The 26,102-nt window shown below is 28.8% G+C and carries 13 protein-coding genes and 1 pseudogene; 12 read left to right on the top strand and 2 right to left on the bottom strand.

Going from position 1 to position 26,102, the window contains the following annotated elements; genetic code table 11:
- The 7 genes and pseudogenes from HMPREF3045_RS05375 to HMPREF3045_RS05350 form a co-directional block, all read left to right on the top strand.
- Positions 1–580: stalk domain-containing protein (locus HMPREF3045_RS05375; RefSeq protein WP_143269980.1), on the top strand; the 580-nt coding region annotated here is incomplete at its 5' end.
- Positions 581–595: 15 nt separating this feature from the next.
- Positions 596–1,474 (top strand): CD1107 family mobile element protein, encoded by an 879-nt coding sequence (locus HMPREF3045_RS05370; RefSeq protein ID WP_070737665.1) that lies wholly within the window; start codon positions 596–598, stop codon positions 1,472–1,474.
- 416 nt (positions 1,475–1,890) lie between these two features.
- Entirely contained in the window at positions 1,891–3,597 is a 1,707-nt protein-coding gene (locus HMPREF3045_RS05365; protein ID WP_070737662.1) for a DNA topoisomerase 3, read from the top strand.
- Positions 3,598–3,858: 261 nt separating this feature from the next.
- Positions 3,859–4,265: pseudogene (locus tag HMPREF3045_RS05360) on the top strand (type III toxin-antitoxin system ToxN/AbiQ family toxin); the annotation flags it as partial.
- Positions 4,266–5,295: 1,030 nt separating this feature from the next.
- Entirely contained in the window at positions 5,296–5,754 is a 459-nt protein-coding gene (locus HMPREF3045_RS09515; RefSeq protein WP_204370181.1) for a TnpV protein, read from the top strand.
- A 1,262-nt stretch (positions 5,755–7,016) separates the two neighbouring features.
- Positions 7,017–15,383, top strand: coding sequence for an SNF2-related protein (locus tag HMPREF3045_RS05355; protein ID WP_373880584.1), 8,367 nt, complete (start codon positions 7,017–7,019; stop codon positions 15,381–15,383).
- Positions 15,384–15,416: 33 nt separating this feature from the next.
- Positions 15,417–16,559 carry a single-stranded DNA-binding protein gene (locus HMPREF3045_RS05350; RefSeq protein WP_070737656.1) on the top strand — a complete coding sequence of 381 codons (1,143 nt, stop codon included), beginning with the start codon at positions 15,417–15,419 and terminating at the stop codon, positions 16,557–16,559.
- A 130-nt stretch (positions 16,560–16,689) separates the two neighbouring features.
- Here the strand turns inward: HMPREF3045_RS05350 and HMPREF3045_RS05345 are convergent, their stop codons facing one another.
- Together HMPREF3045_RS05345 and mobC are read right to left on the bottom strand one after the other, a co-directional pair.
- Entirely contained in the window at positions 16,690–18,060 is a 1,371-nt protein-coding gene (locus tag HMPREF3045_RS05345) for a relaxase/mobilization nuclease domain-containing protein (RefSeq protein ID WP_070737653.1), read from the bottom strand.
- Positions 18,060–18,428, bottom strand: coding sequence for a plasmid mobilization protein (gene mobC / locus HMPREF3045_RS05340; RefSeq protein WP_002838925.1), 369 nt, complete (start codon positions 18,426–18,428; stop codon positions 18,060–18,062). The genes HMPREF3045_RS05345 and mobC overlap by 1 nt, the downstream gene beginning before the upstream one ends.
- A gap of 648 nt (positions 18,429–19,076) precedes the next feature.
- Here mobC and HMPREF3045_RS05335 point away from each other — a divergent pair.
- The 5 genes from HMPREF3045_RS05335 to HMPREF3045_RS05315 all read left to right on the top strand — a co-directional run bounded on the left by HMPREF3045_RS05335 (position 19,077) and on the right by HMPREF3045_RS05315 (position 26,101).
- Positions 19,077–19,448, top strand: coding sequence for a metal-dependent transcriptional regulator (locus tag HMPREF3045_RS05335; protein WP_083316583.1), 372 nt, complete (start codon positions 19,077–19,079; stop codon positions 19,446–19,448).
- A 162-nt stretch (positions 19,449–19,610) separates the two neighbouring features.
- Positions 19,611–20,363, top strand: coding sequence for a thioesterase II family protein (locus HMPREF3045_RS05330; RefSeq protein ID WP_070737647.1), 753 nt, complete (start codon positions 19,611–19,613; stop codon positions 20,361–20,363).
- The gene (locus HMPREF3045_RS05325) at positions 20,353–21,045 is read left to right on the top strand and encodes a 4'-phosphopantetheinyl transferase family protein (protein ID WP_070737644.1); all 693 of its coding nucleotides are present in this window, start codon (positions 20,353–20,355) and stop codon (positions 21,043–21,045) included. The genes HMPREF3045_RS05330 and HMPREF3045_RS05325 overlap by 11 nt, the downstream gene beginning before the upstream one ends.
- Entirely contained in the window at positions 21,045–22,637 is a 1,593-nt protein-coding gene (locus tag HMPREF3045_RS05320) for an AMP-binding protein (RefSeq protein WP_019117152.1), read from the top strand. The genes HMPREF3045_RS05325 and HMPREF3045_RS05320 overlap by 1 nt, the downstream gene beginning before the upstream one ends.
- Positions 22,638–22,660: 23 nt before the next feature.
- Positions 22,661–26,101, top strand: a complete 3,441-nt coding sequence (locus HMPREF3045_RS05315) for a non-ribosomal peptide synthetase (RefSeq protein ID WP_070737641.1) — start codon at positions 22,661–22,663, stop codon at positions 26,099–26,101.
- The last annotated feature ends 1 nt before the right edge of the window (position 26,102 follow it).

Raw genomic sequence — 26,102 nt, 5'->3', positions numbered from 1 at the left:
AGATAAGAAATCTCAAGATAAGAAGTGGGACGAACTTTTGAAAGCTGATGACAAGAATATCTTAAATCAATTTGATCTTAACAAGATGAAAGAGCAAGATAAACAACAGGACAAAAAACAAGCTAAAGATGAAAAAGAATTTGCAGTTTTTCAAGTAGACAAAAACTTTTATAACATTATAAAAGATGGAAAGAAAACTACTGTGTATATGGATGTAAAAGCATATATTAAGGATAATCGCATTATGCTACCTGTTAGATATGCAGCCTATACTCTTGGGTTTAATGTAGAATATGATGATGGTAAGAGAGAGGCTATATTTTCAAATAAAGAAAATACAGCCTTACCTAAAAAAACTCTAAGATTAAATATAGATACTGGTGTTATGAAAGATAGTCAAGGAAACATTTATCATTCTGACACTAAACCTGTAATTATAAATGGAAGAATTCACGCATCTATTTCCAATATAGCTAAAGCTTTTAATGCAAGCTGTGGGGATATAAGAGATGAAAAAGATCAAAGTATAGAATGGGATAATAGCAGAAAGGCAGTTTATGTCTTTAAGAATATAAAGTAAGAAAAGGAGATAACTATGAAGAAAAAAAGATTAGGGGTAGCCTTAGTGCTACTCCTTTTACTATTAAGTATGCCAAGCATATCCATAGCTAAGAGCAATGATAATGAAATAAAAAATCAGTCAAATGATATTTATTTGCCAGAAAAAAGTAAAGAATTAGAAAGCTTATTTGATGAAGATATATATGAACCATCTAATGAGAGTCAAAAAATTCCTTATCAGGAAGTGCCGAAAATACAAGAAAATAACATAAAAAATGAGCAAGTAGATAAAAAAGAAAAGCCATCTAAACTTGTTAAAGGTGGCAATACTAAAGCAATTAATCCATTAGCTACAAAAGAAAATAAGGCAAGAGGAACAGTTATAGAAAATGTAGATAAAAATGGACAGGATATTACACCGAAAGTAGAAGATCAAACATCAAGAGATGAAAAAAAGGAAAATCCAATAGATGTTAGACAATTTTTAACCTTTCAAACAAAGAGTGGAAAAACTATGCACCTCATTGTAGATCATTCGGAAAATCAAGAAAATGTGCAACTACTAACAGAAGTTGGAGAACAAGATCTACTAAATATGATTGAAGGAGAAAGTGAAGTAAAGCCAAAAGAAGAAGTAGTGAAAAAAGAAGAACCGGTGGAGGAAAAACCGAAGAAAGAGGAGAAAGAAGAAAAGAAATCAGGGATAGGACTTTATTTATTTATGGGTTTAATTATTGTTGGTGTAATGGGTGCAGGATATTACTTCAAAATCTATAAAAAAAATGAAGAGGAAAGTTTTGAAGAGGAGCAAGATTATAATGAATTAGAAGATGATTATGAATCTGAAGGGGAGGATTATGATCTTGAAGATAAGGAAGATACAGAAATTATTCCAGATGAAGATGAATTTTAATCTTCTCAATGATTTAAGCAGTAGATTAAGGACAACAATAAACTCAATTATCGTATAAATTTATAAAAAAAGTACAATTAGAATTCTGGAACTTTAATAAAAAACGATGAACAAAACGACAGCGCAAACTTAATATATAAGGGAAGCTAAGTTGAAATGATTGATTGTATAATTAAGAATTTGATATAGATAAAATCATAAGTTTAATGAGAATGCTAAAAACGAATCAAGCTTTTTTATACAGATGGAATTCTTATTCGAAGAAAAATCTTTATGTTAGAGACATAAAGTTTGAAGATGTAATAGATAATGGAATAAATATTATAGAAAAAATAAAAAATCAGTAGAGCTATAAAAAGATGAGGGATTGAAAATTTAATCTCTCATTTTTTTATTAAAAAACTAAAGGAGGAAAAATGAAATTAGTAATCGCAGAAAAACCAAGTGTTGCAGCATCAATAGCAAAAGTTATAGGAGCAAAAAATAGAAATAATGGATATTATGAGGGGAATGGATACATTGTTTCATGGTGTGTTGGGCATTTAGTACAAATGGCAAATCCTGATGTGTATGATGAAAGATATAAGAAGTGGAGAATTGAAGATTTACCTATTATCCCAAAAGAATACAAGTATGAGGTAACGAAGACAACTAAAAAACAGTTTAATATTCTTAAAAGACTAATGAATAGTAATGAAGTTGACACCATTATTAATGCTTGTGATGCTGGTAGAGAAGGAGAAGCTATCTTTAGACTTGTATATATGATGGCAAATTGTAAGAAGAAAATGAAACGTCTTTGGATTTCCTCAATGGAAGACTCTTCCATAAAAGAAGGATTTAGCAACTTAAAAGATGGAAGTAATTATGATAATCTTTTTGATTCAGCTAAGGCTCGTGCCATAGCTGATTGGCTTGTTGGAATGAACATAAGTAGACTTTACTCCTGTCTATATAATGAAAATTATAGTGTAGGCAGAGTACAAACACCAACTTTATCAATGATTGTGAATAGAGATGATGAGATAAATAGTTTTAAAAAAGAAAAATATTATACAGTGGAGATTTCCATGAATGGATTTACACTGTCGACAGATAGAATTGATGACAAGATAGTGGCAGAGCAGCTTAAAAATTTAATCGGAGAAAAAATTGAAATAACAGATGTAATTAAAAAAGAAAAGATTACAAAGCCTAATCTGCCCTTTGATCTAACAACACTTCAAAGAGAATGTAATAAGTATTTTGGATACAGTGCAAAACAAACCCTAGATTATGCCCAAAGCCTGTATGAAAAGAAGTATATTACCTATCCACGAACAGATTCAAGATATTTGACAGTAGACATGATAGAAAGCACTGTAAATAATATTATAGGGAAAAATGATTTTGACACAGAAAGAATTAAGGTAGTTTTTAATTCTGAAAAAGTTACAGATCATCATGCAATAATTCCAACGATAAGTTCATTAAATAAGGATATTTCAAATCTCCCGGAAAGTGAAGCCAAAGTATATAGACTTATAACAAATAAACTCTATGCAAGTTTTGGATATCCACTTGTAGAAAATACAACAAAGATAGTGGCTGAATTTGACGGGTTTGAATTTATAAACACTTATAAAATAATTGCTGAAGAAGGATTTACAAAATATTTAGAAGAATATAAATCAAAGAAGAAAGAAGATATACAACTTCCTGATGTAAAAATAGGAGATTTTTTATATATTGAAAATAAAGATATAAAAGAGAAGTATACAAATCCACCTAAACACTTCACTGAAGACACACTCTTAAAAGCAATGGAAATAGCTGGGAATGATGAATTAGTTAAGGATGTTGAAGTTGAGAGAAAAGGACTTGGTACTCCTGCTACAAGAGCGGGAATAATAGAAAATTTGATATACAAAGGTTATATAAAAAGAGAAAAGAAAAATCTAATATCAACTAGAAAGGGATTAAACCTAGTGACTATAGTTATAGATGAGTTTAAATCTCCAAAGACAACAGCAAAATGGGAAATGAGATTAAGTGATATAGCAAAGGGTAAGGAATATAAAGAGAATTTTTTAAAAGAAATTGAAGAAGAAATAGAAAATACTATAGGTAAATATTATAAGTAAATTGATTATAAAAACTTGAATATAATTATAGGAATGAAGAAAGGAATGATTTATGAAAGAAATAGGGTATAATATAAGTGATAAAAGAGTAGGCATTAGGAAATTTGCTTATTTGACATTACTATAAATATACGTTATACTCTTATCAGATAAAGATGGTGTCCCGCTACCGTTAAAGGTGGAGCATTAAAGAAGGTGTATCACTACCTACATCCCAAAGGTAAAATATTAAAGCAAACAGAGAGGTTAAAACCTTTCTATTTTTTTATTCCAATTTCTTCTGCAAAGGAAAACGCAAAAAATGAAAGAATGTTTCTGATGAGCATTTTTTAATTTATGAAGTGATCGATGATAGTATTACTATAGATGGAGATATTTACAGATATTATTCTGATAAAGAAAAAATGCACATATTATCTATATTGGATATTAAGAAAATGATTCCTGTACCGACTGATTGTTATGAAAGAATTGAATTTAATGAGCTTGAGGATATCAGATATAAAGACTTATTTCAAAAAGAATATGCTTTTTGTTTAAAGGTAAAAACAAAGGTCTTGATAAAGGTAGAAAAAATATACCAAAAGCAAAAGAAAACAGGAATTATAAGAAGAGCAAATTGCAATTTTTCAAAGTTAGAAAAAGCAATGTTGGATTGGAAACAATAAAATAAAGGAAGTTAAAGCGATTAGAAAAGTAAAAAATCTAATCGTTTTTTTATTGAAATAGAAAGATAGCGTAAATGACATTTAAAGTTATCCTTTGCTTACAGAAATTAAAAAAATAGAAAGAAATAAAGTTTAACAAATAAAGGTATAAAAATATAGTTCATTTTTATCACTATAATGAGGAGGGATAAAATGCCAAGATATGATATAGTAGATTTAAGTAGAACAATCTATCTTGCAAAAGAAGAATTTAAGAAAGATATAAAAAAATATGAGGAATATTTAAAGGTATCAGGCAATAACTATAAGTATCCATATATACATCAAATATCTATATACAATATGGATCCAAAAGCAACAGCCTGTGCAGAATTTGATTATTGGAAAAGTATAGGTAGAAGCGTTAAAAGAGGCGAAAAAGGAATACCACTTTTAGATATAGATAGTGGAAGGATAAAATATATATTCGACATAAGGCAAACAGTAAGTATTAATCATAATATTTCTGAGGTAAAGTTATGGAAATATGATAGCAAAAAGCATTTAGACTTACTAGATGAACTGATAGATAAGTTTAAAGAAAAAGATAGTAAGCTTCTATTAAGCCAAGAAGATAAAATTGATGCCTTAGTAGAAAGTAATGTTAGAGGAAAATTCAATAAAATTTTAGAAAGTCTATCTGATGAAAGTTTAAAAAGCATTCAAAAGGTAGACCTTTTTAATTTGTTAAAAGAATCCGTAAAAATTTCCATAAGCGAGAGAATGGAGGTCTCATATAAGCTAAAAGAAGAAAACTTATCTTTATTATCTAAAATATCAAGTTCTGACATAGACAAAGTATTAAGTATAAGCTCTAACATAAGTAAAAATATCTTACTTGACTTGGGAAGGGAAATAAAAAGATTAGAAATTTTAGAGAAAATTCAAGAAAGAAAAGATTTGGAGCAGACAAAAGAGCTTAAGGAGCGTTATAATAAATTAAGTTCTGATATAAACGGTGAAATAAATTTTAAAAAAGGAGGCTTGGAAGATGAACGAGAAAGTAACATTGGCAGGCAAGGAATACCTCATGGAGGAGGGGATTTACACACCAATCGTCAAGGAGAATTCCTTCGAGAGACAGGGAGGGACATACAAGATGGAAGAATTGGAGGAAGGCATGGAAGTCCTAATACCCAATATGGCAATTCCCGAGGAAATAGATTTAAAGAAACTCAACAGATGGGGAAGGATGAGATTGAACTTTCTCAAGGAGAACAAAGAAGAGGATTATCAGATAATGTATTTGCAAGGGATATTGATGGATCATCTTCTATCAAAGGAAAAAGAGATAGAGGACTTTATTACGAGGGAAGAAGTCAAAATGATGGAAACTTGGGGGCTGACAGAAGAACTGAAAGAAGAGGACTATCTGAAATATCTGAGATTGAAGAAGAACATGGATATGACCCTACAAGAAATAGGGGAAAGGGAGATAATCCTAATCTAAAAAATGAGGAAGTAGAGTCTACTTCCTTTTTTTCTGCTAAAAATCAGGGAGAGCAAATATCCTTCTCAAATCCAATAAGTCAAAGAGAAATAGATACATTTTTAATACATGGAGGAAATCATGAAGATGGAAGACTAGGGGTAATAGCAGAATTTTCTAAGGGTAAATCTTTAGAAGAACAGGTAAACTTTTTGAAAGAAATATATAAGGGAGCTAATGGTCTTGAAATTGAAGGAAGAAAGATATCTGCATGGTTTGGAAAGGAAGGAGCAATTTTTAAAGATGGAGATGAGGCAAGGTATAGAGAAGGGCAAATAGTTTCTTGGAAAGATTTAGCTAATAATATTAATAATTTATTAGATAGAGGAGAATTTGCTAGCAATGTTGAGGTTATAGAAAGTGCGACATATGAAAGAGAAAAAATAGCAGAAAAATTATTGTATTTAAAGAGAGATCTTACTGATGAAACTAAGGATAGATATTTAGCGATTCTTAATGATATAAAAGGAAGAGGCTTCCCAGATGAAAAAGAAAATCTCGGGAAAAAACTTGAAGATAAAAATTTTATAAATAAACTCAGAAAAGAATACGAGGTATTTTTAGAAGAATATAAGATTAATCCTGATATTTTAAGATTTCATCATTATAAATTATCTAAAATCTATAATGATATCAATGATTTAGAAATAGAAAGAAAATTATATAGGTCAAATTTAAAGGATATTGCACCTATTCAGAGTTTTATAACACAAGATGAAATAGATGAAAGCCTAAAAAGAGGAAGCGGGTTTTCTGATGGAAAGAAAAGAATATATGAATTTTTTACTGAAAAGCATGATTTAAAAGAACAAGCAGATTTCTTGAAAAATGAATATGGCGTAGGTGGAAGTTCTCATGCACTATCTGCTGCAAGAGAAAGTGGTGAGTGGCACGATGCGAAGGGAATAAAATATAATAAAGGTAATGCAAAAGAAATACTACTATCTTGGTCTAATGTTGCAAGAAGAATTAATGACCTTATTAAAAAGAATAGATATATAGATGAAGAAAGTTTTGAAGAAAATAGGAAGAAAAAAACAGATCAGGAAATAAATAAAACAGAAAAAGAAAGCCAGGAGTATATAAATTATCAAGATGATTTGCCTCCAACTGATAATGATGTATATATAGAAAGAACAAATAATAGTTCTATATATTATTATCAAGGACAGTCTGTAGCAAGTATAGGTGATGATGGAAAACTTATCATTTATGATGAATTTATGCCAAACTTTTTAAAAGAAGAAATATATTCCATAGCCTTTGAAAAACAATTAGATATACCATTAGACCAGTTAGACGATGGAATTATTCTTGAGGGAATACATGACACTTTTTATATTAAAGAAAAGGAAGAAATAGAAGGAAGAGAATATTACCTTTTAGAAAGTCAAAGTCGATATGATGATATTCCAAATATTGTAGTTAATTCTAACAAAGAAGTTATAGATGATGATATAGTAAATGGTTTTGAAGAATTTAAGGAATTTTATCCTAATAAAAATAAAGAGAATATAGGTTTTGATTTAGATAGCCATAGAAAAGATGATTATTGGATAATTGAGTTTAATGAGGGTTCAAGTCTAATAGAAAAAGATTATGCAGGACAAAGGCTGACTAAAGAACTATTAGATGAAATAAGGGAAATAGATGAAAAGATAAGACTTCATAATAAGACCTTAGGAGAAGATGAATATGGGCAGATGACTGATAAGTGGGAGGGGTATTCCAAATTCTATTTTAACCATATAGTAGATGGGAAAATAGTTGATCACTATAAGATAGACATAGGTGATGGAAATGAGATCAACCAAAGAGACTTTGAATTTCTTTATGAACAAATAGGAAAAAGTCAGATAGAACTTAATCAAACTATAGAAGAAAATAAGATAGATGAAAAAATAATTTCCATAGACCAAATTGAAGATATACTTTTCGATGTATTAGTTAAGGATAAAGTTTTAGAAAATGAAATTATAAAGGCAAGAGAAAACTTAGGAAATAATACTTTAGCAAGTTTTAACTCTGTATTCCAAAGAGAATATGCAAAAATCATGAGAGAAGTTGCCGATAAGCAGGGAAATCTTCCAGATGATATGAAGTCAATAGATAAGGTTAAAGAATTAGGCATTAGAATAGAAAATAGATATAGAGAATATTTAAATAATTCACTTGAAAACAATATAGAAGATGATAAGGAGATACTCTCTATAAAAGTGGGAGATATAGTTAAAACAGAGGATAATAAATATTTAAAAATAAAAGATATTTCCAGTGGATATGATAATAACCATAATCAAATAATATATTATTCATATGATGCCTATTTTGATAAGGACTTAAAACTATTCTCACATTCCTTTAAAGAAAGCGATTTAAAAGCTTTAGAAGTATTAAGAAATGAAGTAGAAGAAAAATTAACAAAAGAGATTGTAGAAGATAAAATAGCAGTAAAAGTAGGATTTTATTATGCTTTAGTAGATAAATATAAAACAAAGGATATAGAATTAGAAGAAACAGGAATTAGAGTTTATCCAAGAAAGGAAAACTCACAAGGAAAGATCTATACTTTATATAAAGGGAAATCTTTTGAAGATAGCAAAAAAATAGACAGTTTGTTTGATGAAATTACTGCCAAAATGAAAGAAGCAAATCTTACAAATTTAAATGATGTATTAGAATTGGAAAGGGAAGGTTTATTTGAAATTACTGATGATAAAGTTACAAAATTTGAGGAAGGCTATGATATAGATGTTCAAAGCTTTAATCAGCAATTTCCAGATTATTATAATGATATATATGTTTTTAATAAAAATCTTGAAATCAATGGAGCATATCAAAATTTAGCACATATAAATGAAGAAAATAAAATCACTTTTAATATAAATTTATCGCAAGAAGAAAAATCCAAAATTGAAGAAATAAGAGATAAGAAACAAGTTCTTTCCATGTTAATAGATAAGGATATCAAAGAAAAAAGAGAATACTATTTTGATCCTCAAGATGAAGAATACTTACTACTGTCAAAGAAAATAGAAGATGGATTATTAAAAAAACCAGAAAATATTATAGATGGAAAAGAAGGGTATAAGGTAGAGCTAATCTTAGATGTTAAGGGAAAATCTCTTAAACAAAATTTACGATACAATGGGTATATTTTAAATTCTAATCAAGCTATAAAATATAAAAGTTATAAGGACATATTAAGCAACTTACCTTATTTACTTGATGACAAACATAGAGAAGTGCTTTTAAATGGATATTTAAATCAGCAAATAGAAAATGATAGAACAAGGCAAGAAGAAAATCCATTTAAAGAAGGTATGAGTGTTAGATACAAAGGGAAAGAATACACTATAACCGCCATTAACGATGCTAAAAGTCCTAAAACTATAGAACTGGAAGATAGTACAGGACTAATGAATGGGTTTATTACCGGAAGCGAAACAATTATTTTTAATGACTACAAAGATCTTGATTTGGAAGTTATAAAAAAAGAGGAATTAATTCCGTTAGAAATAGAAGATTATAGTCTTTTAGGATTACCAGTTCAATTTAGAAATAAGGAATATTTAATTAAAGAAAACGAATTTAATGAAGCTGGAATGGGTAGATTAGCTTTAAGTACAATAGATAAGAGTGGTATTACTGAAGTAATATATAGTAGAGAAAGACCTGTTTCTAATATCTTTGTAAGAAAGGAAGATTTAGAAGAATATAAATCTAGTGAAAAAGACAAATTAAGTAAAAAACAATCTATCGATAAAGAGGAATTAGTAGAACAAATTAGCTTTGAAGATATCGACAACAATAACGAAGAAAAAGTTAAAAAAGACAATTCAGGGCTTTTACATAAAAGCCTTGATGTAATAAATAATAAATCTTCTCTTGTTGCTGATCAGTTTATAGTAAGAGTTGATAATGAAAAGGAAGAATTTTTAGTATATAGTTCATCTAATCCAAAAAATCATAGGGAATTTACTCTACCTTTTTCTTACCTCAAAGGAATTGACAAAATTGACGGAGATGGTAATTCATTAAAATTAACCACTCATAGAAAAGAAACTATTGATAAGAAGTTAGAAGAATATAAGGAATGGAAAGAAAATAATGATTTAATAAGGACTGATAGAGAAAATATAGAAGGGGTTTCTGAAGTTTCTTTAGAAAACTATAAAATTATTAATGAAGAAGAAAACCTACCACCTTCACAGAGATTAAAAAACAACATTGAAGCTATAAATGTCTTAAAGGCTTTAGAAAAAGAAAATAGAAGTGCAAGAAAAGATGAACAGGAAATTTTGTCAAAATATATCGGCTGGGGAGGACTTTCTGATATATTTGATGAAGAAAAGGAAGGTCAATGGCTTGATGCAAGAAACTTTTTAAAAGAAAATCTAACTGGGGAAGAATATAATAGGGCAAGAGAATCAACCTTAACAGCTTTTTATACACCGAAAGTAGTTATAGACGCTATCTATGAAAGTCTTTCTAATCTTGGATTTGAAAAAGGAAATATATTAGAACCAAGTGCTGGGACAGGGAGATTTATAGGAAATCTACCTGAAGAAATGAAAGAGTCAAACTTTTATGGAGTTGAATTAGATAGGATTAGTGGACAAATTGCCAAAGAACTTTACCCTAATGCCAATATACAAATAAAAGGATTTGAAGAAACCAATTTTTCTAATAACCTATTTGATGTGGCCATAGGAAATATTCCTTTTGGAGAATTTAAAGTAGCAGATCGTGAGTATGAAAGAAATAACTTTCTAATTCACGATTATTTTTTTGCTAAAACTTTAGATAAGGTTAGAGATGGCGGCATCATTGCATTTATAACATCTTCAGGAACAATGGATAAAAAAAGTGAAGATGTTAGAAGATATATATCAGAAAGGGCGGAGTTCTTAGGAGCAATACGACTACCTAATAGAACATTTAAAGGAGTAGCAGGTACAGAAGTAACTTCAGATATAATCTTTTTAAAAAAGAGAGATAGGCTATTAAAGATAGATGAAGACTGGGTAAAGCTAGATGAAAACGAAAAAGGACTAATATATAATAAATACTTTGTAGATAATCCTCAGATGGTAATAGGGACTATGGAAGAAATACCGTCAAGATTTGGGACAAGCCTTGCATGTATTGAAAATAAAGATATTTCTTTAGAACAAGGACTAAAAAAAGCCATTAAAAATATTCAAGGTAGGTATGAAGAAGCTCAAATAAATGATGATTTAGGAGAAGAAATAATACCAGCTGATGATAGTGTTAAAAACTATTCTTTTGCTTTAGTGGATGATGAAATATATTTTAGAGAAAATTCAATTATGCAAAGAATATCCTTAAACCAAAAGGATAAAGATAAGGTAAAAGAATATTTAAGATTAAATGAAAGTCTAAGGAAAGTTATAACCTATCAAAGAGAAGACTATTCAGATGAAGAGATAAAAAAAGAACAAGAAAATCTAAATAAATTCTACGATGATTTCAATAGCAAACATGGAAGACTAAATTCAAAAAACAATAAAAAGTTATTTAGAGAAGATGCCAATTTTTCTTTAATTTCAACTTTGGAAAAATTAGATAAAGAAGGCAACTTTATAGGAAAATCTGACATCTTTAACAAGAGAACTATAAAAAAAGCTGTAATAATAGATCATACAGATAGGGCAATAGATGCTCTGGTACTCTCTATTAGTCAAAAAGGTAAAATAAATTTTGATTATATGGAAGAATTGACAGGAAAAACAAGAGATAAATTAATAGAAGAATTAAAGGGAGAAATATTTTTAAATTTAGATTCCTTTGAACCTAATGATATAAATCCATTTAAGTCTGCTAATGAGCTAGGAGATTTTTCAAGACCTTACGTAAGTGCTGATGAATACTTGTCAGGAAATATAAGAGATAAAATTGAAGTTGTAGACTCTTATATTAAAAACATCGAAAAAGAGTTAGGAAAGGAAGAAAATCTAGAGGATAGTAAACTATTAAAAATAGAATTAGAAGAGTTACATTTTCAAAAAGCAAAGCTAGTGGAAGTAATGCCTGAAGCACTAGATGCAAGTGAGATTACAGTTAGAATGGGTGCAACATGGATACCGGAACAAGATTACAAAAAATTTATGTTTGATTTGTTGAAAACACCAGTTTCATCAAGGTGGAATATAGATATTAAGTATTCTGACTTTACAGGAGAATATAGAGTTGAAGGAAAAAGCTCTGATAGGGACAATGACCTTGCTTCTTTTACCTATGGTACAAATAGGGTAAATGCCTACAAATTGATAGAAGATACTTTAAATTTAAGAGATACTAAGGTATTTGACCAAGTAGAAGACAGTGATGGGAAGAAAAAATCTGTGCTTAATCAAAAAGAAACAATGCTTGCAAGAAGTAAGCAAGAGATGATAAAAGAAGAATTTAAAAGCTGGATATTTGATGATGTGGAAAGAAGAAATAGATTAGTAGAAGATTATAACGAAAGATTCAATTCCATAAGACAAAGGGAATATGATGGATCTAATCTTACTTTTGAAGGAATGAATCCTGAAATAGAATTAAGAGCACATCAAAAAGATGCCATAGCAAGAGGTTTGTTTGGTGGAAATACTTTACTTGCCCATGAAGTAGGAGCAGGAAAAACCTTTGAAATGATAGGTATAGCCATGGAGTCAAAAAGACTTGGGATGAGTAATAAGTCAATGTTTGTTGTTCCTAACCACATTGTAGAGCAATTTGGAAGAGAATTTAATGAACTTTATCCAGGAGCTAATGTATTATGTGCTACAGAAAAAGACTTCACACCAGATAGACGAAAAAGATTTTGTAGTCGTATTGCTACAGGAAGTTTTGATGCTGTTATTATAGGGCACAGTCAATTTGAAAAAATTCCTATATCAAAAGAAAGACAAGAATATGAATTGCAAGGTCAAATTGATGAAATCATTGACTATATAGATGAATATAAAAGAGAAAGGGATCAAAGATTTACTGTAAAGCAATTAGAAAAAACAAAGAAAAAATTAGAGACAAAGTTAGAAAAATTAAATGCTGATTATAAGAAAGATGACGTTGTAACCTTTGAGGAACTGGGAGTAGATAAGTTATTTGTAGATGAAGCCCACGCATACAAAAACCTCTATCTATTTTCTAAAATGAGGAATGTAGCAGGAATTACTTCTACAGATTCACAAAAATCATCAGATATGCTTATGAAATGCCGCTATATGGATGAAATTACTAATAATAAAGGATTAGTATTTGCCACAGGTACACCAGTAAGCAACAGTATGGCTGAACTTTATACCATGCAGAGATATTTACAGTATGATGAATTAAAAAAGATGAAATTACAACATTTCGATTCTTGGGCGTCTACCTTTGGAGAAACAATAACGGCAATAGAATTAAATCCTGAGGGTAATGGTTATAGGAGCAAAACCAGATTTGCAAAATTTTATAATCTTCCTGAACTTATGAATACTGTAAAAGGATTTATGGATATTAAAACAGCTGATGTTTTAAATCTTCCTACACCAATTGCCCATTATGAAACTATAAAAACAAAGCCTACAGAAGAACAAAAAGAAATTCTTGAAACTTTTTCCGAGAGAGCAGATAAGGTTCGTGATAAGCAGGTAGATTCAAGTGTTGATAATATGCTATTAATAACAAATGATGGGAAGAAGATGGCATTAGATCAAAGATTAATCAATCCTTTACTTCCTGATGATCCTAATAGTAAGGTGAATACCTGTATAAAAAATGTGTTTAGCATTTGGGATAAATATAAAGATAAAAAATCTGCTCAATTAATATTTTGTGATATGTCTACACCAAGTAGTGATTTTAATATCTATGATGATATTAAAACAAAACTTATAGATATGGGAGTACCTGAAAATGAAATAGAATTTATTCATAAGGCAAAAAACAATATGGAAAAAGACGCTATCTTTGATAAGGTAAGAAAGGGAGAAATACGAGTATTAATTGGTTCAACACAGAAGATGGGAGCAGGTACTAATGCTCAAGATAAATTAATCGCTATCCATGATCTTGATATACCATGGAGACCTGCCGACCTTGCTCAAAGGGCAGGTAGGATTGTCAGGCAGGGGAATGAGAATAAGGAAGTCCATATATTTAGATATGTAACAGAAAATACTTTTGATGCCTATCTTTTTCAAACCTTAGAGAACAAACAAAAATATATTTCCCAAATTATGACTTCAAAGACACCAGTAAGAGTAGCAGAAGATGTAGACGAAGCCACATTAAACTATGCCGAAATCAAAGCTCTTGCAACAGGAAATCCATTAATAAAGGAGAAGATGGACCTTGATGTTGAAGTTTCTAAACTTAAAATGCTAGAGTCCAATTTTAAATCAAATCTTTACAAGCTGGAAGATAAAGTAGTTAAATTTTATCCAAAGGAAATAGAAAGATTAAAAGAAAGGATAGAGAACTTAAAGGAAGATATTAAAAATGTTGAGCCTTATAGAGAAGTAGATAAAAATTTAAAAGAAGATAATAAATTTACCTCTCTAATTATTGACGGAAAGAAGTATATAGATAAGAAAATAGCTGGAGAGTTTTTGTTGAACAAAATTAAGGGAGTTAAAATATATAGGGAAATGGATAAAGATGGAGAAAAAATAGGTGAATATAGAAATTTTGATTTATCCATAAAATATGATTCTTTTTTCAATAAATATAACTTTATATTAAAAGGTAAGGGAGAATATAGAGGAGAGTTTGGAACAGATGAAATAGGTAATATTACAAGAATGGATAATGTATTAGATAAATTACCAGAAAGATTAGAAAATACAATTTCAAAACTAAAAGATACAGAAGAGCAATTTCAAACAGCTAAAATTGAAATACAAAAGACATTTCCACAAGCTGAACTTTTAAAGGATAAGACACTAAGACTTGCAGAAGTAAATAATTTACTAGATATGGGAAAAAGTGAAGATATAAGCCAAGATAATCCATTACTAGAAGAAGTAAAGGAAGAATTGATAGACTTCCTTAACAGAGAATATGATGAAGAAAACAGGTTAGAGGACTTTGATACTATATTTCCTGACTTAACAGATATAGGAATAGCTTATACAACTACACCAGATGAAAAACATGAAATACAAGTAAGTTTAGATTTAATAAATTACAAGATGAACACCTATGTAGATAAGAACCTAATTGACAGCTTTCAATACACCTATGATCCCTTAGATGCAAGTGATTTAAAAGAGCTAGTACAGATAAAGACATCTATTGGCTTTTGGGATTTTAGTGAGCTTGTATCAGTAAATGAAGAAAAACTGAGAGAAGTAATGGGACTTGAAATAGATGATGATGGCAACTTTTATGATCCATTATCTAAAGATATGGATTTAGATGGAATAATAGATAGAAATGATGCTGACTTTAGAGATAGTAAAGTGCAGGAAATAGGAGATTTTGAAAGGAAAGAAAAAACATCTATTATGGATAAATTAAAGGAATATAAGGGAAATTTAGTAGTAAATAATAATATAAAAGAAATAAATAATAGTGAACCATGTGGCAGATAAAACTTTAAATGAGATTATTAGAGGACAAAGAATATGGAATTTGATAGAGATAGATTTAATGAATTTATTCGAGAAAATTTTTCTTTTGATGGTAATACTCAGAGAATAATCAACAATATAGTTGAATATGGAATTAAAAATTTTGCCGATTCAGAAGATAAATTAGTTGAATTTATTCAGACTACAATTGATGATCCAACAGTTGAAGAAATAAAACAATTTATTATTAGTGATGGAAAGGAAGAAGAAATAAAAGATTTAACAGATAAGAGAGAGAAAAATAGAAATGGAGGAATAAAAATGAATATAAAAAAGGGAAATGTAATTGAAACTGAATTTGGAGACACTATGGTATTGGATGTGAAAGATAATCAAGCTACCTTATTTGACGGAAATCAATTTATTTTAGCCACAGGAGTAGAGTTTAATAAAGAAAGTGGAAAGTATGAATGGAATTCTGTTAGATACGCAAGTGATATAAAAACAATAGCAAATATGGAAAATACAAATTTTGAAAGCATGAAAAATACAATAGATTTTTTAGCAGAATATAATCATAAAGAATTTGTAAAAGGTATTATATCTCTTGAAACAGGAGTAGAAAATGAAAATGTTCTTAATAATGCCTATGATAATTATATGAACGATTCAGTTATGGGTCTTATTGATGAAAAGTTTATTGAATATATAGACGAAGAAGAGTTAAAAGAAAATTTAGAAGCTAATCAAGAACAAGGAGATAAAGAGATGAAAGATATAGATAATAAAGAAAAGGATACAGTAAATATAGATGGAAATATAGCAACTGATATAGAAATTAAAGATTTAAAATCGAAAGATGGGAGGGACTTTAAAGTAGCCTCCTTTTCTATTGCTGAAAATGACAAGGAAGGAAATGCAAAATTCATCAGCTGCTACGCCTATAATGACAAAATCAATCAAGTAAAAAATTTGAAAAAAGGAGATTTTGTACACCTATTTGGAAAAGAAAAGAAAAGTATGGGAAAGGATAATAAGGAATACACAAGTCTAAAAGTATACTCTGCAAAGTTATTAAAAGCTAAAGAGCATACAAAAGCAAAAGCATCAACAATAGGGAAATTAAAGGAATTTAAGACTAAAGGGGATATGAAAGTGGATGAAAATAAGAAAAAGGATAATAGCATAGAAAGGTAAAAGATTATAGGGGGCAGGTTTTAGTCTGCCTCCTATATTTTTTTATTGGTTGTCTTTAAGGAAAAATGATGGGTTATATTGAAAAAATATCAGCTCAAAATCTATCCGAAGAAGCTGATACACCAGATCCTTACTTATACAATTCATTATAAATATACTTATCAGTATTCTTTCTTAATTGAGTCAATTCATTTATCAATATATTCTCGTTGGCGTAGTCATCCATAAGAATATCTTTTTTATTTTTGTATTCATCATATAATTTTGACAACTCTTTTATACTTAGATTTTTATATTGACACTTTTCTAAAGCATTTATTGCTTTTTCATATGCGATAATTTGAGGCTTATATTCACTATAAAAATCTTTATCATTTGGATTTTCTTTATAGGTTTTATAGATAACCTTATTTATTTTTATAGTGTTAATGCCTTCAATAGCTGCGTAAATTTCGCTCATAACTTTTTCAACATCTTTAATCTTATTTAGGATTTCTTGCCTATTAACAGCCTCTTCTTGGAGTTTAGTTTCCAAATCCATACTAGATGATAGACCGTATTTTCTAAGCTGATTTAAGGTATTCGCCATAGTATTCATATTATGTTTTCTTGCCCATATTTCATAACCTTTAGAAGATTTAACCTTTTCATTACTTTCTATGTCTATTATATTATCAAATTTCTTATAAGATTTTTCATCATAACAAATTTTGTTATTTTTGTAATTTTCATTTACCTTATTTTCAATTCTCTCTTTTATTTTCTCTTTTGTATAATCTTTTCCAAGAGTAGTTTCCCTCGCACGAATGAATCGCCCTTTTTCTCCTTGTTTTTTATGCCTGAAAGAAAGATATTTTCCAAGTTTAATTTCATAGCCATATTCTTCCATAAGCTTTAAGAAATTCTCATAGCTATTTGCTTTATTAATTGTATGATCAATAGCGATTTGAAGTTTATGTTTCCAAGATTTTCCTTTCTTAAATTCAATATATTCTTTATAGGATTTACCATTGGTTTTATACTTTTCCTTAAATTTTACATAATCTTCATCTATAACTGATAGCTTATACTTTCTACATAAATTATCACTATGATTTCTAATTTGGTGATAAGTTTTTTTGTTACTTTGATATGCTTTACCAGTCTCAAAAGAAACATTATTAAATAGTATATGGTTGTGAATATGTCCCTTATCTATATGGGTAGTAAGAACATATTCATACTTTCCTTTTAAGATTTTTTCGCATAGTTCTATTCCTATTTGATGAGCCTCTTCAGCAGTAGTTTCTCCGGGGAAAAAAGATTGAATTAAATGTCTTGCCAAAACTTTTGCTTTAGAATTACATTCTATTTTTGTTTGTTCAAATTCTAAATGAGCAGTTATAGGGTTACAGTTTAGGGAGGAAATTAGAATTTTTCCATCTGTTTTATCACTATTCATAATATAATCAAGTGCTATTTTTAAAGTGGATTTTATAGGATGAATTTTAGTAATTGCCATTATTTTTTCTCAGTATTTATGCTATTAGAATTAGTAAGAGAGTATATTTTTTTACGCATAGAGAAAATATCTTTCGCTTGATTTTCTAATAAGCTTTTTAAATCTTCTACATCATCTTTATATATAATTGATGTAGTATTTATCCTTTTAGCAATTTGATTTATATTATTTGAAGTACGACTTATATTTGTTGACATTTCACGAAAGACATCCATATCTAGTACATAAATATCCTTTTCTAAAATACATTTCATAATAAATTGTCTAAGAGTTTTACACTTAGATGCTTTATATTTTTCATTTAGCAATTCTAACTCCTCATCAGATAACATTAAATAGATTCCGTTATTCCTAAATCTACTTGTCATAATTTAACCTCCTCGTATATTATAGTTGTAGTAATAAAATACTACATTTTGTTCTCAATCCATCTTTCTTGTGGGATAATAATTGTATATATAGAGCTCGTAGTAAACTTCCTTGAAGTTCCTCTTCCTAATAAATTTATTAATCGAAATAAAAAAGAAAAACCTGTAAATTCAAGTAGGATAACTTGACTTACAGGTTTAATTTATTCTATATATTTCATCTGGAAATCTCCTGATTTAATTTTTTATTGCTTATATTTTATCATTTTTTGAGATAATATTCAAGTTTACGTTGAAGCTATTATAAGCGTTTGTTGCTGAATTTAATTATTATAAATTTAGGGGTTTGGGGATATTCCCCAACAAGTAAAATGGAAAAAATAAGCGATATGATCGTAGTATTCTTATTTCATTTTTAGTAAGTGCATATGCACTTACTGTGCTTGCTCATATACTAATAGTATAAGTGAAGTTAATAAATAATATATGACAAATCTAGAGGAATATTGCAAAATTTACTTTTAAATAGGGATTTTTATAAGTATAATGAGATAGTATAAATATTAAGGAAATCATATTCTAAGTTGTTGAATTTCGTATTTATCAAATTTGTATGTAATTATTTTTATTTTGAGGGAGGGGTAATCTATTCTACACAGGGAATTTGCAGAGGAAAATTATTTAGAAGCTATATATATTTTATCTTTGGAAAAAGAGGAAGTAAGAAATATGGATCTTGCTAATTACTTAGAATATAAAAGACCTACTGTTACAAGAATGCTAAAAAAACTTGAAAATAAAGGGCTGATTATTTATGGTGAAGATAAAATAATTCGTTTAACAGAGGAGTCAAAAATATTTTGCGAAAAAATGTATACAAGGCATAAATATTTAACGGACGTATTTATAAGACTTGGAATAGATGAGAAAAAAGCTGAAAACGAATCTTGTCTTATAGAGCATGTTATTTCTGATGAAACTTTTGAAAAATTAAAAAAACATTTTGATTACAATTTATAATAAATAGCATAGATGACTCGCATAATGAGATATCTATGCTATTTTTATCTTTAAAATTATATTTTTAAAAACACCTTAAACCCATTGATAAAAGTTATCAAATGGTATATAATAATTTTGAGTTAGCCGATACTAACAGAAAACAAATAAAAAGGTGAATTTATGTCAAAAAACTTTGAAATACTAAATAAAGAAATTAATGAAAATAATATAATAGCAAATCTTTTTATATTCCCATTTGCAGGTGGCGGGGTGTCTGCCTTTAGAAAATGGAAAGATGAATTTGAAGATATAAAATTACTTGTTGCCCAGTATCCAGGAAGAGAAAACAGGTTTTCTGAAAAGGCTATAAGTGACATTAACATCTTAGTGGATAATTTATTTGAAGATATGAAAGAAAATTTTGATTTTAGAAAACCTTATTATTTATTTGGACACAGTATGGGAACAAAAATAGTCTATGAACTTGCATTAAGAATTAAAAATTCGGATTACATAAATCCAAGAGGAATAATAATATCAGGAGGACGAGCACCATTATATAAAGAACCTCATCCAATTTATCATCTTGATGATGACGGATTTATAGAAGGCTTAAGAAGATATGAAGGAACACCAAAAGAAATTTTAGACAATAAGGATTTAATTTCTATTTTCTTGCCAACACTTAGGGCAGATTTTGTAATAGATGAAGACTATCAAGACACAAAATTTGAGAAATTAGAATCACCTATACTAGGTCTTATGGGAGATAAAGATCAAGAAATGACTTTAGATGAACTTATAAAATGGCAAGATTATACCACAAAAGAATTCACTTATAGATACATCGATGGCAAGCATATGTTTGTCAATACATCTCCTGAAAGTGTCATTAAAGAGATAAAAGAGTTTATAAAAGTAAATGAAAATTGAAGAATATGAGATAAGAAATACTAAAGATTTTCTTACCTTAGAAGATTTAAAAGATAAATTAGCTAGTAATAATTTAATACTAATTAAGGCTTATACAGATAAATTATTAGAAGAAAAATTACTTCCTTACTTAACTAAAGAGGAGATAATAAAATCAGAAGATTATAAATCAGAAATAGCAAAAATTAATTATCTAGCATCAAGGGCAATACTTAATTTGACCTTAAAAGGTTTACTCGAAAAAGGAATTAATGATTTAAGAGTCAAGAGGGATAAAAACAATAAGCCTTATGTAGAAAACATTCTAGGATTAAAGTTTAACATATCCCATACAGAAGACTTGGTCTTGTTAGCTTTTTCTAAAATAGAAGTAGGAATAGATGTTGAAAAAATAAATTATCAATTTGAGTTTAAGGATATATTAGAAAATTGTTTTACTAAAGATGAAATTATAAATATAGATAATAACATAATCAGTTTCTATAGATATTGGACTGCAAAAGAAGCCTATCTTAAATGTGATGGTATTGGTCTTGTAAGGAATTTAAAAGAGATCGAAATAATTTCTTTTGGAAATGAATTTATAGAAATTAATGATAGTAAAAGGAATACAATAAGCAGATTAAAGTCATTGAACCATGACGACAAATATGTCGGGGCAATATGCTTGGAGGAGAATTAATGAACATTGAATTAAAAGAAAAATTGGAAAAATTTTATGATGAACAAGTATGGCCGCATATGACTTTAGGAGAATTTATTGAAGATTGTGCTAAAAAATATAGGGATAAGATTGCCTTAGTAGATGGAGTCGTTGAACTTTCATATCAAGAATTAAATAGAAAAGCTTGCCATTATGCCAATGGTTTATTGAAAGCTGGATTTAAAAAGGGGGATAGAATCGTTCTTCAACTTCCTAATTGTCACGAATTTGTTATTATCCTTTTTGCCATGTTTAAGATTGGTGTGATTCCAGTATTATCACTTCCAGCTCATAGGAAAAATGAAATAAAGGGAATATTAGAAAAATCAGGGGCAAAAGCATATATAGCTAAGGATAAATATCTTGGCTTTTCATATGTTGATATGATAAGAGAAGTAAGAGAAGAATTAAATATAGATTTTGAAGTTTATATTCTTGGAGATAATCAAGGATATAAAAATTTTTACAAACTCAATGATAAAGATTATTCATCTCAGTATATAGATATTGATTATAAAGAGATGGCTCTACTCATGCTATCGAGTGGAACAACGGGAAGTCCTAAAATGATACCAATGAAACATTGCGAATTAATTTGTTCGGCTATAGCAATAGGAAGTGCCCTAAATTATTCAGATGCTACAATATACTTGATGGCATTATCTCTATCTCATAAATTTGTTTTATCTTATCCAGGGATAATAGGAGTATTTTATCATGGAGCTAAGTGTGTAATATCTATGACACCAAGTCCTGACGAAATAATTTACAATATAGAAGAGCATAATATTAGTACAATGGCTTTAGTTCCAGCTTTAGCAAGTTTATGTATGGATTTTTTAGAGTTCGAAAAAATTAATATTTCATCTTTAAAAATTATACAAGTAGGTGGATCAGTTTTAGAATATAACAAAGCATTTGAAATCGAAAAGAGTTTTGGGTGTATTATTTCACAATTATATGGAATGACTGAAGGACTAGTTATGTGTACGAGATTTGATGATAACATGGACACCAGGCTTAATACTCAGGGCAAACCTGTATCTATTGGTGATAGTGTAAAAATAGTAGATGAGTTTGGAGAAGAAGTAAATACTGGTGATTATGGTGAATTATTAATAAGGGGGCCGTATACAATGTATGAGTATTACGGTGGAATGAATGATGTTAATAACTCTATATTAGACAAAGAATTATACTTTAGAACTGGAGATAGAGCTAGAAAGTTATCAAACGAAAACTATCAAATAGCTGGTAGGGTTAAAGAAATGATAATTAAAGGCGGAGAAAAAATTATTCCTTCTGAATTAGAAAACCTATTGCTAAAGAATAAAAAGATATCAGAAGTTCAAGTAGTCGGAGTTCCTGATGAAATATTAGGAGAAAAAATTTGCGTATGTATACTAGAAAAAGACAAAAATTTGATGTTTTCTGAAATCATTCAAACACTTAAAGAAACTGGTATAGCAGAATTTAAGATTCCAGATTGTATGAAGATAATTGATAATTGGCCGCTAACTGCTACGGGAAAAATAGATAGAAAAAGGCTAATAGAGAATTATGGAAATTAGAATATTTGATAGGAGAAGAAAGAATGCCTGATTTATACGATTTATTAAATGAAATTAAAATTCAAGTTAAAAGTTATATAAATAAAGATGATATAAAAAATCATGATAATTTAATAGAGTTGGGAATAACTTCAGTAAATGTTATGGGAATAATAAGTAAATTAAGAAGGCACAATATTAATGTATCGTTTTCTAAATTAATGGAAAAGCCATGTTTTGCTGAATGGGAAGTTGCAATAAAAAATGCTCGTAAATTAAATAATCCAAATAATTCTAATAAAAAAGTCATAGGAAACAAACTGTTTGAATTAACTGATATTCAGTATGCTTATCTTGTAGGTGGTCATGATAATCAAATACAAGGAGGAGTAGGTTGCCACGCCTATATTGAAATAGATGGAAAAGAAATAGATTGTAAAAGATTGAATGATGCATGGAATAAACTTCAATATAGACATCCAATGCTTAGAGCAAGGTTCACAGAGGATGGAAAACAAGAAATATTAGATAAACCTTTTGGCGAAGAAATTGAAGTTTTTGATTTATCTAATTTAGATGAAGAAGATACCAAAATTAGACTAGATGAAATACGAGAAAATTTATCTCATAGAAAACTCAGAGTAAAAATGGGAGAAGTCGCAGGATTAAAACTTGCAAATCTGTCACAGAATAGAAATAAAATTTTCTTTGATTTAGATTTACTTGTTGCCGATGTCATGAGTATGAGTATTCTTTTGAAAGAATTAGGAGAATCGTATTTAGGAAAAGAATTAGACAATCTAAACAATTATACCTTTAAAGACTATATAAACAATCTTGAAGTAGACTCTGAAATCTATAAAAAAGACCAACAGTTTTGGAAAGAAAAAATAGACTCATTTGAGATAGAAAGACCTAATTTACCATTAAAGAAAGCTCCTGAACAAATTAAAGAAACGAGATTTACTAGAAGGAAACGAGTTATTGAAAAAGATAAATGGAGCAAAATAAAAGAGCTTGCAGCAAGCTATAAATCTACACCATCAATGGTTTTATTAACTGCGTATGCTTTAATTCTAGAAAGATGGACTAACCAAGATAAGTTTTTTATAAACTTACCATTATTTAATAGAGATCTTTCAAATGAAAACTTAAAAGCTATGGTAGCAGATTTTACAAATATCTTATTAGTAGAGCATGAAAGAAAAAATGATACCACTTTCATAGAAACTTTGAATAGAATAAGCAAAACCTTTATAGAAAATGCCAGCCATTCGTATTATAGTGGAGTTCAAGTTCAAAGAGATATATCAAAATCACAGGGTACAAGCCTTAATGTAGCACCTGTAGTTTTTGCGTGCAACATAGACTATCCAATAGAAACTGAAATTTCAAGGAAAGCTTTGGGCAAAATTACATATATGGTATCACAAACTCCAGGATTATGGTTAGATTTCCAATCATATATAAAAGATGGAGATTTAGTATTATGCTGGGACAGTGTAGATGAACTTTTCCCTGAAAATATGTTAGATGACATGTTAAATTCTTTAGAAGAACAACTTTTAAGACTAACAGAAAAGGAAAATTGGGAAAGCAAATTTGATGTACTATCAGAAAATCAAAAACTAGCAAGAGAAAAAGAGCTTAAATCAATTCTTCCATTAAACTTTCCTGATGAGAGATTATATGATGGATTTATAAAAAATGTAAAAGAAAATCCAAACAAAATTGCAATTATAGATTCAGAATTTAAAGAAGAAATATCTTATATAGACTTATATGAAAAATCCTTAAATGTAGCAGGATATTTAAAGGAAAATGGAATAAAAAAGGGAGACTATGTAGGCATTACTCTCCCAAGATCAAGCAAGCAAATTTACGCTATATTTGGAATACTTTTTTCTGGAGCGGCATATGTTGCTGTTGGAATAAATCAGCCTAGCGAAAGACGAACTAAAATATACGAACAAATTGGTATAAAGTTTGTCATCAGTGAAAATAAAACAATAGAAAATTGCAAACTAGATACGGGAGAAGTTTCTTTAATTGACTTAGACAAAGCTATAGACAAATCCTTAGGTCTTGATAAGCCTATAGAAGTAAGTCCTTTTGACTCAGCCTATATAATAATGACATCAGGTACTACAGGAGTGCCAAAGGGTGTTGAGATTATGCATACAAGTGCCATTAATACTATTAATCATTTAAATGGAAAATATTCTATTAATTCAAATGATACGTTACTTATGGTATCAGCAATAGACTTTGACTTATCAGTATATGATATTTTTGGAATACTTGGTGTAGGTGGAACTCTAATAACAACTAATGAAGATAATTATCGTAATCCTGATGAGTGGATTAGAATTATTGAAAAATATAAGGTAAGTGTGTGGGACTCTGTACCTATACTTTTTGACATGCTCGTAACTATGGCAGAGAGTGAAAAGAAAAACTTACCACTTAGAATTGTTATGTTATCGGGAGATTGGATAGCAAAAGACTTACCAGGAAGATTTTATAAGATAATCGAAAAAGAAAATTCTATAGTTGTTGCTATGGGTGGTGCAACGGAAGCTTCAATCTGGTCAAATTATTTAAATGTGCCGAGACAAATACCTAAAGATTGGATTTCCATTCCTTATGGAAGACCACTTAAAAACCAAGTCTATAGAGTAGTAGATGAATTAGGTAGAATATGCCCTAATTATGTTAAGGGAGAACTTCTAATTGGTGGAGTTGGTGTTGCTAAATGCTACCATGGAGATGAAGAACTAACTAATAGAAAGTATTTTGAAGAAGATGGACTTAGATGGTATAGAACTGGAGATAATGGAAGATTTTGGAATGATGGTACTATTGAATTTCTTGGAAGGAAAGATACTCAAGTAAAAATTAAAGGACATAGAATTGAACTTGGTGAGGTTGAGTCTGTACTTAAAGGATTTCCTGATATCATTGATTGCTGTGCGAGCGTTATAAATTGTCATAATTCAATGAAAATTGGATTATATATTGTATGTAATAGCAATAACTTCAATATAAATAATTTAAAAGAAAGATTAGATAGAATTCTTCCAAGGTTTATGATTCCAGAGGAATATTATATTTGTAATAGCAGAAAAATTACAAAAAATGGCAAACTTGATCGAGAAGAGATTAAAAAAATAATAGTAAACGAATCGTTAAAAGTTGAAAAAGTTGTCCAAAACAACTTAAACCCCAAATTAACCGATACAGAAGTTTACTTAATAAATTTATTTAAAAATAAATTAAGTATAACAGATATAAGGGTAGAGGACAATTTTTTTAAATTGGGAGGGGATAGTTTAGCAGCAATATCTATTATTAGTGAAATAAATTCGGATTTTATGTTGAAGGAAAAGATTTCTATAAATAAGATTTTTAAATTTCCAACTATTAAACAATTATCAAAGGAAATTGACACCTTGATTCAAGATGTAGAAATCTACGAAATTTAAT

Source organism: Anaerococcus sp. HMSC075B03, from assembly GCF_001815585.1.
Lineage (GTDB): Bacteria > Bacillota > Clostridia > Tissierellales > Peptoniphilaceae > Anaerococcus > Anaerococcus vaginalis.
This window is presented reverse-complemented; position numbering and strand designations above follow the sequence as displayed.

Excerpts from the sequence above, each read along its gene's own strand:
- HMPREF3045_RS05370 (WP_070737665.1), top strand. The coding sequence starts at position 596 with ATGAAGAAAAAAAGATTAGGGGTAGCCTTAGTGCTACTCCTTTTACTA.
- HMPREF3045_RS05365 (WP_070737662.1), top strand. The coding sequence starts at position 1,891 with ATGAAATTAGTAATCGCAGAAAAACCAAGTGTTGCAGCATCAATAGCA.
- HMPREF3045_RS09515 (WP_204370181.1), top strand. The coding sequence starts at position 5,296 with ATGAACGAGAAAGTAACATTGGCAGGCAAGGAATACCTCATGGAGGAG.
- HMPREF3045_RS05355 (WP_373880584.1), top strand. The coding sequence starts at position 7,017 with ATGCCAAACTTTTTAAAAGAAGAAATATATTCCATAGCCTTTGAAAAA.
- HMPREF3045_RS05350 (WP_070737656.1), top strand. The coding sequence starts at position 15,417 with ATGGAATTTGATAGAGATAGATTTAATGAATTTATTCGAGAAAATTTT.
- HMPREF3045_RS05345 (WP_070737653.1), bottom strand. The coding sequence starts at position 18,060 with ATGGCAATTACTAAAATTCATCCTATAAAATCCACTTTAAAAATAGCA.
- mobC (WP_002838925.1), bottom strand. The coding sequence starts at position 18,428 with ATGACAAGTAGATTTAGGAATAACGGAATCTATTTAATGTTATCTGAT.
- HMPREF3045_RS05330 (WP_070737647.1), top strand. The coding sequence starts at position 19,611 with ATGTCAAAAAACTTTGAAATACTAAATAAAGAAATTAATGAAAATAAT.
- HMPREF3045_RS05325 (WP_070737644.1), top strand. The coding sequence starts at position 20,353 with ATGAAAATTGAAGAATATGAGATAAGAAATACTAAAGATTTTCTTACC.
- HMPREF3045_RS05320 (WP_019117152.1), top strand. The coding sequence starts at position 21,045 with ATGAACATTGAATTAAAAGAAAAATTGGAAAAATTTTATGATGAACAA.
- HMPREF3045_RS05315 (WP_070737641.1), top strand. The coding sequence starts at position 22,661 with ATGCCTGATTTATACGATTTATTAAATGAAATTAAAATTCAAGTTAAA.